Raw genomic sequence first — 13,317 nt, 5'->3', positions numbered from 1 at the left:
TCAAGCCCTTACTACTATGATGGCTGTTTTAATTATAGTCGCTTAACTATCTGCTTAACGCTCTTCAACTTGGTCAAGGTAATCCCCATAACCTTCGGCGGTCATATCATCACGATGGACAAAGCGCAGAGAAGCTGAATTGATGCAGTAACGTAAGCCACCGCGATCGGCTGGGCCGTCGGGAAACACATGACCTAAATGGCTATCACCGTGGGTTGAACGAACCTCAGTTCGAGTCATACCATGGGTATTATCACGTAGCTCACTAACATGGTTATTCTCAATCGGCTTGGTAAAGCTCGGCCAGCCGCAACCTGACTCATATTTATCTGATGAGGCAAATAAAGGCTCTCCTGATACCAGATCCACATAGATCCCCGGCTCTTTATTATTGAGCAACTCGCCAGTACCTGGACGCTCTGTGCCATTTTCTTGTGTCACTCTATACTGCTCTTCAGTTAGGGCTGCGACTGCTGCTGCGGATTTCTCATAACTCTTCATCATCTACCTCTTTTGACTTGAGATTAACTGCTAGACCTATCTTAAAATAGGGGAACCTTACGACTCTTCTACATCAACACCACGCCAAAAGGCGATGTAGTTCTCTATCTCTTTTGCCGCATCTAATGTTCTGGGGTAACACCAGGCTGCAGCTTGATTAATTTTATCATCGACAACCACTGAATAGTATTGTGCGTGGCCTTTCCATGGGCAGTGGCTTGTAAAATCACTTGGCGTAAAATATTCACTGTTAATTGAATCTGGAGGGAAATAATGGTTTCCCTCAACGACTATCGTCTTATCAGATCGCGCGATCACAGCGCCGTTCCAGCTTGCCTTCATGGGCCTATCCTCACTGTCTATCAAATTTCATTAGTCCGTTAGCAAAGTTAAGTCATCTAATGCCCAGGGGAGTAACTCCCCAACCGTTGGGTGTGGGAACACAGCTCGGCGAAAGGTTTTATAGGAGGCCTTACTCTGCATAAACGGAGCAAAGACACCAATGATCTCATCACCACCGGTACCAAACACAGTTGCCCCTATAATCTCTTCACTCTCTGCATCGACAAAGATTTTCACCACTCCTTTGGTTTCCTGCTTCTCCTTGGCCCGAGAGATACGACTCATTGGCAGTGTTGCCATCAGCACAGACCGTGAAGATTGACGCGCCTCTTTTTCACTGATCCCGATCCGCGCCAGCGGTGGATCGATAAACATAGAGTAAGTGGTATCACGCATTGAGAGTGTACGGTCCAGTTCAGGCGCCTCATCATTCAGGCCCATTAAACGGCTATAGTGATCCCAAAATATCTCACCATCATTGACTGAGGTATGGGTAAATGCACCTTTTCCATTCACATCGCCCACCCCATAGATATGAGGCTGATTGGTTTGAACCCTCTGATTGACCTTTACAAACCCGCGAGTATCCGTGTCTACCCCAGCTGCAGCTAAATTTAGACTGTCACTGTTTGGTACACGGCCAATAGCAAACAGGGTATGTGAAGCGGCTAAGGTTTTCGGCTCACCAGACTGTGTGTAGTGAATATTGACTTTATCAACTCCTTCACCTTTTGAGACCGACTCTATTTGAGTGTTATAGATGATCTCAACCCCCTCGGAGACTAAGATATCTTCGGCTATTTCACCAATATCATCATCTTCTCTTGCAAGCAGAGCGGCGCCACGTTCAAAAATAGTGACCTTACTGCCAAATCGACGAAAGATCTGTGAAAACTCCAGCCCGATATAACCGCCGCCAACGATAGCCAGATGATGAGGCGGCTCGCTTAAGTTAAGTAACTTCTCATTATCGAGCCACTCGATGCTGTCTATGCCAGGAAGTTCGGGATTAACCGGGCGGGCTCCCACGTGGATCACAATATGTTCAGCACTTAAGGTCTCTTCGTTAACCTTAATGCTTTTTTTGTCTACAAATTCAGCGCGTCCTTTAAACACAGTACAGTGTTGATGATTTGTCAGAAATTGCTCGATTCCTGAGGTCGCATTGCCTCGATTGCGCTTTTGCGGCGCCATGATCTTCTCAAAATCGACCTGCAAGTTATCGACGCTGAAACCAAAATTATCTCCACGGCCCGCCTGAAAAATAGCCCTTGCTGCGGCAACTAAGGTTTTAGTTGGCGTACAGCCAGTATTAACACAGGTGCCACCAAAGTTACCGGACTCAATTACGGCCACTCTCTTACCTGCGGCCAATAGACGAGGAACAATACTCATGGTGGCTTGCCCTGTGCCAATCCAGATAAGATCAAAGTGCTTTGACATATCAACTCCTTGCAGATAAATGGTTAATTTTATGAGTTAGACGCTAACACTGAGTGGCGCCTTAGGCTTATTTCTTCACCTGCCAGAGTGAATCCATAAAATACGCCTTAGGATCGGTAAAGTGTTCTACGGTTGTAAAACCACTTTTTTGACAGATGTACTCAATATCGCTCTTTAAAAACTTAAAGGAAAACTCAAGATGTATTGGCTCAAAGGCTTCAAAATGAAAAGAGCGTTTAAGCTCTGAGATGTAGACCTCTTGAGTTTCGGTAGCCAACACATAGCTCTCCATGGCACCTAAAATCGGACTGTAGACCCCAAAGTGCTGAAACTTTTCAATATCAAAATTACCACCTAGCTCTCTATTTATCCGCGTGAGTAAGTTCAGGTTAAACGCCTTGGTTAGCTCACTTGAGTCGTTATAAGCGGCGGTCAACACGCCGACATCTTTTTTAAGATCGAAACCGAGTAATGCAAAATCACCTGCGTTGAGACTCATCCAAAGTCGCCTTAAAAAGCCTTGGTTTTGCACTCGGTCGAAATTGCCTATGTTTGAGCCTAAAAAGAGCACTAACTGTTTGTTACTCGACTTTTTCCGTACCAGACGTAAACCATCAAAGTATTCTGCAACGACGCCATGAACGGTCAAATTCGGATGTGATGCGATATGATCCTGCAGCAAGGTCATCGCTTGTTCAGAGATATCTATCGGGTAGAAATTGACCTTACACCCAGCATTGAGAAAGCCATCGAGTATGAGTTTGCTCTTATGACAATCGCCCGCTCCCAACTCTATGATGTCGATCTCCTCTTCACCAATCACCTTGGGGATATCGTTTTTAATCGCATCAAGAATTTCAAACTCTGTGCGCGTTGGGTAATAATCGACATGTTGGGTGATCTGCTGAAAAATCTCACTGCCGGCATCATCATAAAAATATTTAGCTGAGAGCTTTTTAGGTTTGGCACATAAGCCCGTCAGTACATCAATGGCAAACTGCTCTTTTTGCGCCTCTTCATCGAACAAGCCTTCATCAATTAGCTTAGTTATCTCCATTCAATATCCTTACTCAATCGGATCCCAGAAAACATCCACCTCTGTTGAGGTTGGTAAAAGTTGCGGTAAGTGTGACGGTAGTGCCCTAGTGGCGTTGCGACACAACCGCCCTTTAACACAAACTGATTACACATGAATTTACCGTTATACTCCGCTAGCACACCTTGATAGGGCTTAAAGCCGGGATAAGCCGAATATTGACTGCGGGTCCAACACCACACCTGCCCCGCATCAGCACTTGTATCGTTTGGCTGACAAGCTGTCTTTGTAAGACCGTACTCGGCCGTACTTTGTTGCAGGTAGATCTCAAATTCCTGTTCTGTAGGCAAACGGCACCCCTTCCAACTGGCAAAAGCATCAGCTTCAAAGTAACTGATATGTGTGACAGGGGCATTAAGGTCAAGCGCATGTTTACCATTTAACGTGAACTCATACCAAACGCCATCTTCCTGTAACCAATACAGAGGTTGTTTTATCTGGTTTTCAGTGACCCAATCCCAGCCCTGACTTAACCAATATTTGGCGATACGATAACCTTGAGCTTCAATAAATTCGAGATATTCACCATTAGAGACAGTGTGGTTGGCCATAGCGAAAGGATAGATATAGGTTTTGTGCCGTGGGGACTCATTATCATAAGCAAAGTCGCTACCACTGTGACCTAGCTGATATACTCCCTCTTCAAAATTTGTCCAGAGCTCACCCGTTGCAGGTACCGCTTTAAGTAGTTGAGTATCATCATAGGTCACTGTAATGGGATTCACGCCAAGAATGTACTTAATATCCATATAGAGCAGTTCTTGATGTTGCTGCTCATGGTGTAAACCTATCTCAAGTATCTCCGCGACTTCTGCTATCACTTCAGCATCACTCTCTTTATCTTGCAGGCTTTCACTCGATAGAAACAGGCGCATATGATGATCGACGTAACTACGGTACGCTTGCACTTCATCAACTGTAGGCCTTGATAGATTACCGCGCTCGCCCTGTATCCAGTGTTCACCCGCCGATTTATAGTAGGAGTTGAACAACACACGATATTGCTCATTCCAACGTTCATACTCTGGCATAAAACGAACCAGAATGAGTTCTTCAAAAAACCAAGTCGTATGACCTAGATGCCATTTAGGTGGGCTCACCTCTGCACTGGGTTGTACGGCGTGATCTTCTATGGTCAATGGCTGACAAATATCTGTGGTATCGTTGCGTACACAGAGGTAACAATCTAACAGGGTAGTGACTTCAGAAAACACCTTTGTTTCAGTTGAAAGCATAATCTTCCTCGGTTTTAGACAGGCTTCGTCTAGATCACTCGTATGCATCTGATTAATAGCCTATTAAAACTACTACTAGCTCAAAGGTTAATCAATAAGAAATAACTAATTAATGTGCAAACGGTTTACTTTGTTTGGTGGGTAACTGATTGAAGAGAACAATTTTTGTGGGAGCACCAGCAACGCTGTCACTGGTGCCTTTAGCATGTTTATCAAGATCGAAAGTGGTGTTCAATCTTGATAAGCAAAATTTTAGCCTAGGAATAAGTACCGCGGATTGGGTAATTATTTTCAGGATTTCGAATAAAACCAAGTCCTGAAAGCAACACGCCTAATTCTGGACGAACAAATGGCCCATTGGAAATATCTATCACCTGCGCCTGCCCCTGTTCATTGACTACAAATAAACCTGGCTCTGCAAATGGATGATCTGTTTCCTGAGCCGAGCGAGGGTTAGAAATATACAAGCCAAGCTGCTGCATCTGAGCAAGCGTTAGCCCATAAGCAATCGGGTAACTCACATCGAGTTGCTCAGTGTGAGTTCTTGCCTGCTCTAAACTATCCGCAGAAACAGCAATGATATCGACGCCAAGTTTAAGAAACTCAGGTTTGAGTTTTTCAACTTCATTAAGGTAACGAGTGCACAAAGGGCAATGTTTACCGCGATACACGACTACCATCTGCCAATCCGCGCCATTTTGAGGCTTACCTAAGGTTACTTTTTCATCGTTTATTGATAGCAACTCGATAGAGGGAAAAGAAGCTCCTGCTATAAGTTTTGTGGTCATTGTTAACTCCTTTATTTTTCTTAAGCCAAAAAAAGTTTCGATTTAAAAATTGATACTCACTAGCTTCATCATTGTGCTCTGTATTTCTAATATTCAGCTAAAACCTGACTGGCGACAATACGATAGATCTCATGATCTTCTAGGTTTTCAGCCAGCCACTTACACGAAAATACCATCTTGATCTCATGGACCTCATCAATCTTAACCGCTGTACTAGCGAGACTATTCCAGTCTGGCAGCAGATCTGCTGCAGAATAAACTCCAGAGAAGGTAAGCTTAGGTGCGCCTTTCTCTAGATAGAGACCAGTTAACCAGATCCAATACCTTTGCCACAACTTTACAGCCAGTTTACGATCGCTATTTTGTAGCGATAATGTCAAATCCGCTAACGCTTGAGCCGAGGTGACGGCATGCAAGGTGGTCAGGGCTGGTTCATAAAGATACAGTGCAGCGGCTGCTTTACAGATCTCAGCCATCTGGCAAGAAAAGTTAGCTTCAGTGATCAAAAAACCTTGATTGAGTGCCAGCTGATGCACAGTGTGAGATCCACATAGTGCTTCGCTAACGGGTAAACTCGCCCCTGAAGTAGATAGCTTTACCTCTCCACTTTGAACTTTACGGGCCGCTCTGCTCCAGGATGTAAGTAGCGCATCCTGACCATCACTCACATCAATACCCGAAGCTTCATCAGCTTTCATCGAGCTCAGCTTGCCGTAAAGGTCTTGATAACGAATAGCAAAATAGGCCAATGCATCGGCTATCAAGGCATCATCGCCCTGCATTTTGGCAAAACTTAACTTAATTAAAGGATGAAACAAGCCCATGGGCAGTGAATCCGCCATGATATTAAGTGCATGATGTATAAACCGATCTGCGCCCAGATTTTCAATCCCTTCTAAGAAGACCCGTTTAAATTCAACAAGAAACTCAGCTTTCCCCAAATAATCAGGCCAGTTATTCAGGGTGACTGAATTGGTCTCTCTTAGCCCCAGATCTTCAATCAAGCTTCTATACCTTGATGCTGGCCAGTGACGTTTAAATCGCTTGATATCAGTATCACTTCCCCCAAGTGCTGCTAAGCTCATAATGGTCATAGGAAAATGATTCGCCATTCCACTTCGTGTTATTCCTCCTAGATTTGGGTGATAGCGACCATCTTGTCGCATCTCATTGTTAACAAAAGCAGTTAATTCTGCTGATGATTGAACGCTATTATTGATATTTCTCATAACTGCCTCTTTATCTGTTAGCTAGTCTCTAGCTGATTCTTATACCGATTGGATAAGTGTCGATGACATCCCCACAGGTACAATACCGTGAGGGTTTCTTAATGGACTTTTTGAGTGATAACCTTTGCGGTACACATCCAAATCTATGGTGTGCGACACGCCAGGATACTCAACTAGCCTTGTTAAATAACGGGAGATATTTGGATAATCTCGTATCGCCTTAATATTGCATTTAAATGCACTGTAATAACCCACATCGAAGCGCGCTAGCGTCGGCAACAGTCGCCAATCAGCTTCGGTCACTTGCTCTCCTAAGAGATATGGACCCTGCGCTAACCGCTGCTCCAATGTCTCTAACGCCATAAAGACTTTAGTAACAGCTTCATCATAGGCTTGCTGTTCACGGGCAAAACCCGCTTGATAGACGCCATTGTTGAGATTGCTATATATAAACTCGTTAAGCTCATCAATCTGCTCAGCTAATGACGCTGGATAGTAATCCTCCTTATTGTTAGTGATTTGATTAAACGATTGATTAAACATTCGAATAATCTCAGAAGACTCAGTGCTGACTATGCTCTTTTGCTGCTTATCCCATAAAACAGGCACTGTGACCCTACCGGTATAATCTGGCGCAGCTAAACTGTAGAGTGAATGCATATTCTCTAAGTGATACAGCTCATCGCTAAAGCGTCCAGAACTATCAAACACCCAGCCTTGATCGCTTCTAAGTGGCTTAACTAGGGAACAGCTGATCACCTCCTCTAACCCTTTTATACTGCGATAGATAAGTGTCCTGTGCGCCCAAGGGCAGTTCAAAGCGGCAAACAGATGGTAACGTCCAGCTTCGGCTTTAAACCCACCAATGCCGCTCGACCCCGCACTGCCATCTTTTGTGATCCAGTTTCGAAATTTCGCACTGCCACGCTGAAAATGGCCTTGGTTTTCTTGGTACTGCTGCTTCTCAAATGCCTCTACTTGAGGATCGGTAAACCACCTCCCCTCTATTAACTTTCCCATACCTTTTCAACCCTATTTTTCTGAGAGTTTCTCTCTGTGATGTTCAGTGGTGAAATCCACTAACGGCCCTTTTGGCACAATTCGCGTTGGATTAATCGATTCATGACTGCCGTAGTAGTGCGCCTTGATGTAGGGGATATCGACCGTGTCGGCAATGCCTGGCTGCTGATAGAGGTCTCTTAAATATCCCCACAAATTGGGGTAATCGACAATGCGCTTTTTATTGCACTTAAAATGGCCCACATACACAGGATCGAAACGCACTAAGGTGGTAAAAAGACGCCAGTCAGCTTCAGTGATCTCATCACCTATCAGGTATCTTTGGCTCTCAAGTCTGCTCTCTAAGGTATCTAGCGCAGTGAAGACTTCATCTACCGCATCATCATAAGCCTGTTGTGTTGTGGCAAATCCCGCTCGATAAACACCATTGTTGATATTGGGATAGATATAATCGTTCATCTGATCTATCTCCCTGATCAGGCTCTCGGGAGCAAAGTCCAGCGCCGTTGCACCAACCTCATCAAAGGCGGAATTAAACATACGTATGATCTCTGCCGACTCATTACTGACAATAGTGTGGGTGTGCTTGTCCCATAAAATGGGTACCGTCACTCTGCCTGTATAGTTAGCATCCGCCTCTGTGTAGAGTTGGTGGGCATACTTGGCTCCTAATATCGGATCCGGTACCACACCTTCACCAGATTCAAAGCTCCATCCCTCCTCGCCCATAAACGCATTCACGACTGACATGGAGATCATCTTATCCAGCCCCTTCAACTTGCGGTAGATGATGGTGCGATGAGCCCAAGGACAGGCCAAGGACACATAAAGATGATATCGATCCGCCTCCGCCTTAAAACCGCCGATCCCAGAAGGTCCCGCTGAGCCATCTTTGGTTATCCAGTTTCTAAAGCTCGATGCTTTACGCTCAAACTTGCCACCGGTAGATTGAGTGTCATACCAAGTGTCCTGCCATTTACCCTCTACTAATAATCCCATGCTCATCTCCTAATTAATGTGTTGTTATGCAGATTAACCACTCCCCCATAATGAATAAACAGTAATTATGCGCACAGATTGTTCGCAGTATGAGAACAAACTTGTTAGTCTACTGAGAAATTATAGGTAGGAGCGGATAACACATGGGTCAGTTAGAAAATATGCAGATCTTTATCAAGGTCGTTGAGACTGGTGGGATCACTAAAGCAGCAGAGCAGCTCAACCTCGCTAAGTCGGCAGTCAGTAAGCGACTATCTGAGATAGAGAAGCAGCTAAGCGTCAAGCTCATTAACCGTACAACTCGTAAATCTAGCCTCACCGAGGCGGGTAATGCCTACTATCAGAAATGTAAATTGATCTTAGAGGAGGTCGATGACCTTAACTGCCAGATCTCCTCTGTCCAACAGAGTTTAAATGGCGCATTAAAGCTTGCGGTGCCTCTCTCATTTGGAGTCGTACATTTAGTCAAAGCTTTAGAGCTATTTGCAAAGCAGCACCCTAGTTTGCAGATGGATCTTGATTTTTCAGACCGCTATATCGATCTCGTCGAAGAGGGGTTTGATCTTGCCATTCGAATCGGTACTTTAGCCGACTCAAGTATGCATGCTCGCGCCATCGCACCTATCAGTCACATTTTGTGTGCTAGTCCTGATTATTTAGCACTTAACGGCAGTCCCTCAACGCCTGAGCAGTTAAAAAGTCACCCACTGCTGCGTTACTCCCGAATGCCGCTCGCAGGTATCGAGCTCATCAATAAAGAGAATAAAAAGTTTACCGTGCCTATGGAGAGTCACTGTATCGCCAACAACGGAGACTTTTTAAAAGCCATGGCGGTTTCAGGTCATGGGATCGCCTTTCTACCTCGCTTTATCGTTTGGCAAGAACTTGCTAGTGGGACACTTCAATCTGTGATGCCTGATCACCAACTAGCTCAAATGAACGCTTATGCGGTATACCCACAAAACCGTTACCTCCCCAAGAAGGTCCGCATGTTAATCGATTTTTTAAGTGAGCATTTCGGCGAAACCCCTTATTGGGAGAAGTAGTCTCGATTATTATCAATATTATTTTGATAAAGATTCTTTTATTAGCCTGTTTTTAATTAATCACATTAACTCTAAACTCTCTGCATCGACGACAAAGAGTGTGCGCTCTCACCCATTATTGAGGATGAAACAATGACAAACTTAACCATTCAGGCAAACATCATCGCAAAAACTGACAAGGTTAAACAGGTGAAGGCTGCACTCCTTAAGCTCATTGAACCAACACGTGCTGAACCTGGTTGCGTCAATTACGACCTTCATCAAGATAATGAAAACCCTGCTCATTTTTCGTTCTATGAAAACTGGACGTCAAGAGAGTTGTGGCAACAGCATATGAGCAGTGCGCATATAGAGGCCTATATCACTGAAACACAAGATAGTGTTGAGCAGTTTACCCTCAGTGAGATGACTCAGATAGCTTAAATCAACAGACAACAGTGCAAACAATGAAGTATGGAAGAGCTGTCGAATCGATGACTCATCATAGAAACGATAAATGAATGGAAATAGTTATGACTCACCCTATTATTAAAGACCTTAACCAGCGCCACACAGCAAAAAAGTATGATGCTTCAAAGCGTATATCTCAGAGCGATCTAGAGATTATTTATGAGGCGATGCGCCTATCTGCCTCATCCATCAACTCTCAGCCATGGAAGTTCATCGTGATTGAGAGTGATGAGGCCAAACAGCGAATGCATGAAACGTTTGCTAATAAATATCAGTTTAATCAACCTCATATTAAAGCTGCCTCTCACATCATACTGTTTGCCCATAACCCAAGTTATACTCGTGATGATTATGCAAATGTGGTCGATAAAGGGATTGAGGATGGACGTACGAAACCACAAGATCGAGAGCAAGCATTTGGCGGTTATGCTTTTGCCGAGCTAAATACTGACGCTAACGGTAACAACGCTGCATGGACAAAGTCCCAGACCTATTTAGCACTGGGCAACACCATGCATGTATTGGCTCGTTTGGGCATTGATTCAACCCCAATGGAGGGCGTTGACAGTGAGCTGATTGGTGAGATATTTAAAACTGAGTTAGATGGATTTGTGTGTGAAGTCGCCCTCGCTGCTGGCTACCATCACTCAGAAGAGGATTACAATGCCGCACTGCCAAAATCCCGCTTAGCGATGCAAGATGTGCTCACAGTGATCTAATACCAAGCTTTATACAGTAGTATACGGCAACATAAAAATAGCTCCTTAGTGGAGCTATTTTTTAACACTCAATACTGATTGATATTAGCTCGCCTGCTTAATCGTCTTCGCCATCACACTGTTATAGACCTTCATTATCTTATTGATAGAATCTGAGCCACCAGCTAAAACGGCGCCAGTAAAGATAATATCGATAATCAAGAAGAGCGCAGCTTGATATCCTTCAAGATTTGCCTGCTCTACATTAACAATCGTGCCTATGATCCTGACCCCAATAAAGGCGATCATCATCCCCATTCCAAGACCTAACCACTGTGAGATAAACCGTGAACCGGCTCTGTATTCGGCTCTCTCTTTCTCTATCTCCTCAAGACTTGTCGATAAACTCTTGTATTGGGCAGACTCTTCAGCTGCAACCTCATCGGGTTGTGATTGAAGATATTTCTCAAGTGCATTTGTCCTTATCCCGATCTCTCTGTCCAGCTCATCGGCACCAGCACTTCTCCAAGCAGAGAGAAACACCTCTATGGCTCTTTCAACAAACAGTGATAAGAAGATCAATGTGCCTAAGAGTGATGCCGCTTTTTCAACGGGATCGTTTATCTCCAAACTGATAGGCTGAACCTTCCAAGCCACAAATGAGATGACTAGCACCACAAGGACTCCCCATAGACGGCTGTACTTTGTTTCTCTCTTTGCTTCCTTTTTTTCAATACTCATTACACTCATCCATTACTGTTGTTATATCTCATATTCATCCAACTCACCTGTTTCAATGTCTGTACGCGCTAAGTGACGAACAGTAATTCCAGGGCAAAACTTTTTCGCAATAGCTGTGAGTAACTCACTCTGTCTTGGTTCGGTGTTAATACCAAATACCAGCTCCTTTACTTTTACAGCAACAAAGGGCGAACCTTGAGCAAAGACTCGATGTTCTCTCTCATGGGACCACAATTTCAGCTTTTTCGTGAGTATGGCTTTTGCGATATCGCCCTCCTCTTTATTCAGTTTAAGATCGTCCACATAAGTAACAGGCTCAATAGAGACACCTTCCTCTAAGACTTCAACACCCACAGCAAATCCTTTATGACCCTCACTGTAATAGGACCACATCAACATATTGACAGCGGTTTCGCTCAAGGAGAGAATTTTAAACTCAGACTTTCGTCCACGGATCCTTGATATCTCCTCTTTAGACAACATCCCTTTGGAGTAGATATAACGCCCCTCCATAGGATCGTTAAGAGACTTAAAATCTGCCGCAAACAGACGCTGGTTAATAAATATATCCAGTGCGAATTCTAGGTTCTCAAAACCACGGTATTTATACAGTCTCATATCCAACTCCTTAGCTATTGCCATAAGATAAAGTAAAACGTTGGATTAATTCCACTTATCTCCAAAAATATAGTGTCGATATTGCCATACAGGTGTCAAACTTAGGGTCTGTTCACGGTAGACTTTCAAAAGCTCATTGCCAAACGTCGACTTCCCTTTTTCCAACCCCTTCTCATATTGAAAATGCCACCACTCAGCGCCTAACCAGATTCCCCCTTTAAAAAAGGAGCGCCGAGCACGGATCCGCTCAAACCCCTCCTCTTTAAACAGGGATGTCAGATCGACAAACCGGCCTGTGACTAACTTTCCTCTCTGTCTAGAGCCATAAGTGATCGCTTCTATATCCATCTGCTCTCCCCCCTCGGCTCGAGCATACACACGCCATAGCCTGTCGCCATCAGAGGAGATAATAAAGGGATCGGTCTTTGTTTTTTCCATTCCGCTGCCGACAAACAGATCTAACGCTCTGCCAGTGTAATGAAAAGAAGTCGCACTGCGTGATGGATTAACTTCGGCATTAAGCGCGCGGCGAGCACCAGAACTGGTCAACAAGCCCCCCGCTTGTTTTACTTTCTCATAGACACGAAGGTAAGCCTTTGCTGCATCTTCACGCAGATAAAAGCGGTTGTAACCATCTTTATAAGGATCTGCAGCAACCCGTTGCCAGTTCATTAGCCTATTATCTGATTCTACTGCGGGTTGGTTTTGCTCATCTAGCTGCACCACAGCCGCTTTTTTTAACGCATTCCAAGTGATAGAGCCAACAACACCATCGGCATATAGGCCCTGTTGCTCCTGAAATTGTAAAACGGCATCCTCCGTTTTATCTCCAAATTCACCATCAATTGGTCCAGGGTTTAAATGGAGTACTGTGAGTAACTCCTGAAGGCTTTTCACCTCCTCTCCACTGCTCTTGATTCTTAAATTCATCATAAACTTCCTTTTATGTGACAAAAGATCCTGATTATTCATCGAGCTACTCATAGGCATGTAAACAAATTTAATCGGCAAAGATTCCAACTACTGATATTACTTTGTAAGACAGCCTCTGAGCTGGTTAATTATTATACTAATCAAGTGTCACGATCAAGACAGGTAAAATCGGGCTTAG

At 44.3% G+C, this 13,317-nt stretch carries 15 protein-coding genes; 3 read left to right on the top strand and 12 right to left on the bottom strand.

What is annotated here, in order from left to right; all coding sequences use genetic code 11:
* Window positions 1-54: 54 nt before the first annotated feature.
* The 9 genes from msrB to K0625_RS17675 all read right to left on the bottom strand — a co-directional run bounded on the left by msrB (window position 55) and on the right by K0625_RS17675 (window position 8,653).
* Window positions 55-501 (bottom strand): peptide-methionine (R)-S-oxide reductase MsrB, encoded by a 447-nt coding sequence (msrB, locus tag K0625_RS17715; RefSeq protein ID WP_012325061.1) that lies wholly within the window; start codon window positions 499-501, stop codon window positions 55-57.
* A 57-nt stretch (window positions 502-558) separates the two neighbouring features.
* Window positions 559-867 carry a DUF427 domain-containing protein gene (locus tag K0625_RS17710; protein ID WP_500142632.1) on the bottom strand — a complete coding sequence of 103 codons (309 nt, stop codon included), beginning with the start codon at window positions 865-867 and terminating at the stop codon, window positions 559-561.
* A gap of 6 nt (window positions 868-873) precedes the next feature.
* Entirely contained in the window at window positions 874-2,286 is a 1,413-nt protein-coding gene (locus K0625_RS17705; protein ID WP_220110909.1) for a mercuric reductase, read from the bottom strand.
* Window positions 2,287-2,353: 67 nt separating this feature from the next.
* Window positions 2,354-3,343, bottom strand: coding sequence for an L-histidine N(alpha)-methyltransferase (locus tag K0625_RS17700; RefSeq protein WP_220110908.1), 990 nt, complete (start codon window positions 3,341-3,343; stop codon window positions 2,354-2,356).
* Window positions 3,334-4,617 carry an ergothioneine biosynthesis protein EgtB gene (gene egtB / locus K0625_RS17695; protein WP_220110907.1) on the bottom strand — a complete coding sequence of 428 codons (1,284 nt, stop codon included), beginning with the start codon at window positions 4,615-4,617 and terminating at the stop codon, window positions 3,334-3,336. Before egtB ends, K0625_RS17700 begins: the two co-directional genes overlap by 10 nt.
* A 257-nt stretch (window positions 4,618-4,874) precedes the next feature.
* Window positions 4,875-5,405: a peroxiredoxin-like family protein gene (locus K0625_RS17690; RefSeq protein ID WP_220110906.1), complete on the bottom strand. Its 531-nt coding sequence runs from the start codon at window positions 5,403-5,405 to the stop codon at window positions 4,875-4,877.
* Window positions 5,406-5,491: 86 nt separating this feature from the next.
* The gene (locus K0625_RS17685; RefSeq protein ID WP_220110905.1) at window positions 5,492-6,634 is read right to left on the bottom strand and encodes a questin oxidase family protein; all 1,143 of its coding nucleotides are present in this window, start codon (window positions 6,632-6,634) and stop codon (window positions 5,492-5,494) included.
* Window positions 6,635-6,673: 39 nt separating this feature from the next.
* The gene (locus K0625_RS17680; protein WP_220110904.1) at window positions 6,674-7,654 is read right to left on the bottom strand and encodes a glutathione S-transferase family protein; all 981 of its coding nucleotides are present in this window, start codon (window positions 7,652-7,654) and stop codon (window positions 6,674-6,676) included.
* A gap of 12 nt (window positions 7,655-7,666) precedes the next feature.
* Window positions 7,667-8,653: a glutathione S-transferase family protein gene (locus K0625_RS17675; RefSeq protein WP_220110903.1), complete on the bottom strand. Its 987-nt coding sequence runs from the start codon at window positions 8,651-8,653 to the stop codon at window positions 7,667-7,669.
* 143 nt (window positions 8,654-8,796) lie between these two features.
* Between K0625_RS17675 and K0625_RS17670 the strand changes: the two genes are divergently transcribed.
* The 3 genes from K0625_RS17670 (at window position 8,797) to K0625_RS17660 (ending at window position 10,868) form a co-directional block, all read left to right on the top strand.
* Complete coding sequence (locus K0625_RS17670) at window positions 8,797-9,699, top strand: LysR family transcriptional regulator (protein WP_220110902.1); 903 nt, start codon at window positions 8,797-8,799, stop codon at window positions 9,697-9,699.
* 132 nt (window positions 9,700-9,831) lie between these two features.
* On the top strand, window positions 9,832-10,122 hold the full coding sequence (locus K0625_RS17665) for a putative quinol monooxygenase (RefSeq protein WP_220110901.1): 291 nt from the start codon (window positions 9,832-9,834) through the stop codon (window positions 10,120-10,122).
* An 89-nt stretch (window positions 10,123-10,211) separates the two neighbouring features.
* A complete protein-coding gene (locus tag K0625_RS17660; RefSeq protein WP_220110900.1) occupies window positions 10,212-10,868 on the top strand; it encodes an NAD(P)H-dependent oxidoreductase in 657 nt (218 codons plus the stop codon).
* A gap of 84 nt (window positions 10,869-10,952) precedes the next feature.
* On the opposite strand, the gene K0625_RS17655 is transcribed toward K0625_RS17660, so the two are convergent.
* The 3 genes from K0625_RS17655 to K0625_RS17645 are packed head-to-tail and all read right to left on the bottom strand — an operon-like array spanning window position 10,953 to window position 13,139.
* The gene (locus tag K0625_RS17655) at window positions 10,953-11,588 is read right to left on the bottom strand and encodes a hypothetical protein (RefSeq protein WP_220110899.1); all 636 of its coding nucleotides are present in this window, start codon (window positions 11,586-11,588) and stop codon (window positions 10,953-10,955) included.
* Window positions 11,589-11,609: 21 nt separating this feature from the next.
* Window positions 11,610-12,206: a hypothetical protein gene (locus tag K0625_RS17650; protein ID WP_220110898.1), complete on the bottom strand. Its 597-nt coding sequence runs from the start codon at window positions 12,204-12,206 to the stop codon at window positions 11,610-11,612.
* A gap of 45 nt (window positions 12,207-12,251) precedes the next feature.
* The gene (locus tag K0625_RS17645) at window positions 12,252-13,139 is read right to left on the bottom strand and encodes a peptidoglycan-binding domain-containing protein (RefSeq protein WP_220110897.1); all 888 of its coding nucleotides are present in this window, start codon (window positions 13,137-13,139) and stop codon (window positions 12,252-12,254) included.
* Window positions 13,140-13,317: the final 178 nt, after the last annotated feature.

Origin of the sequence: Shewanella nanhaiensis (assembly GCF_019457885.1) — a bacterium.
GTDB classification, from domain to species: Bacteria; Pseudomonadota; Gammaproteobacteria; order Enterobacterales; family Shewanellaceae; genus Shewanella; species Shewanella nanhaiensis.
This window is presented reverse-complemented; position numbering and strand designations above follow the sequence as displayed.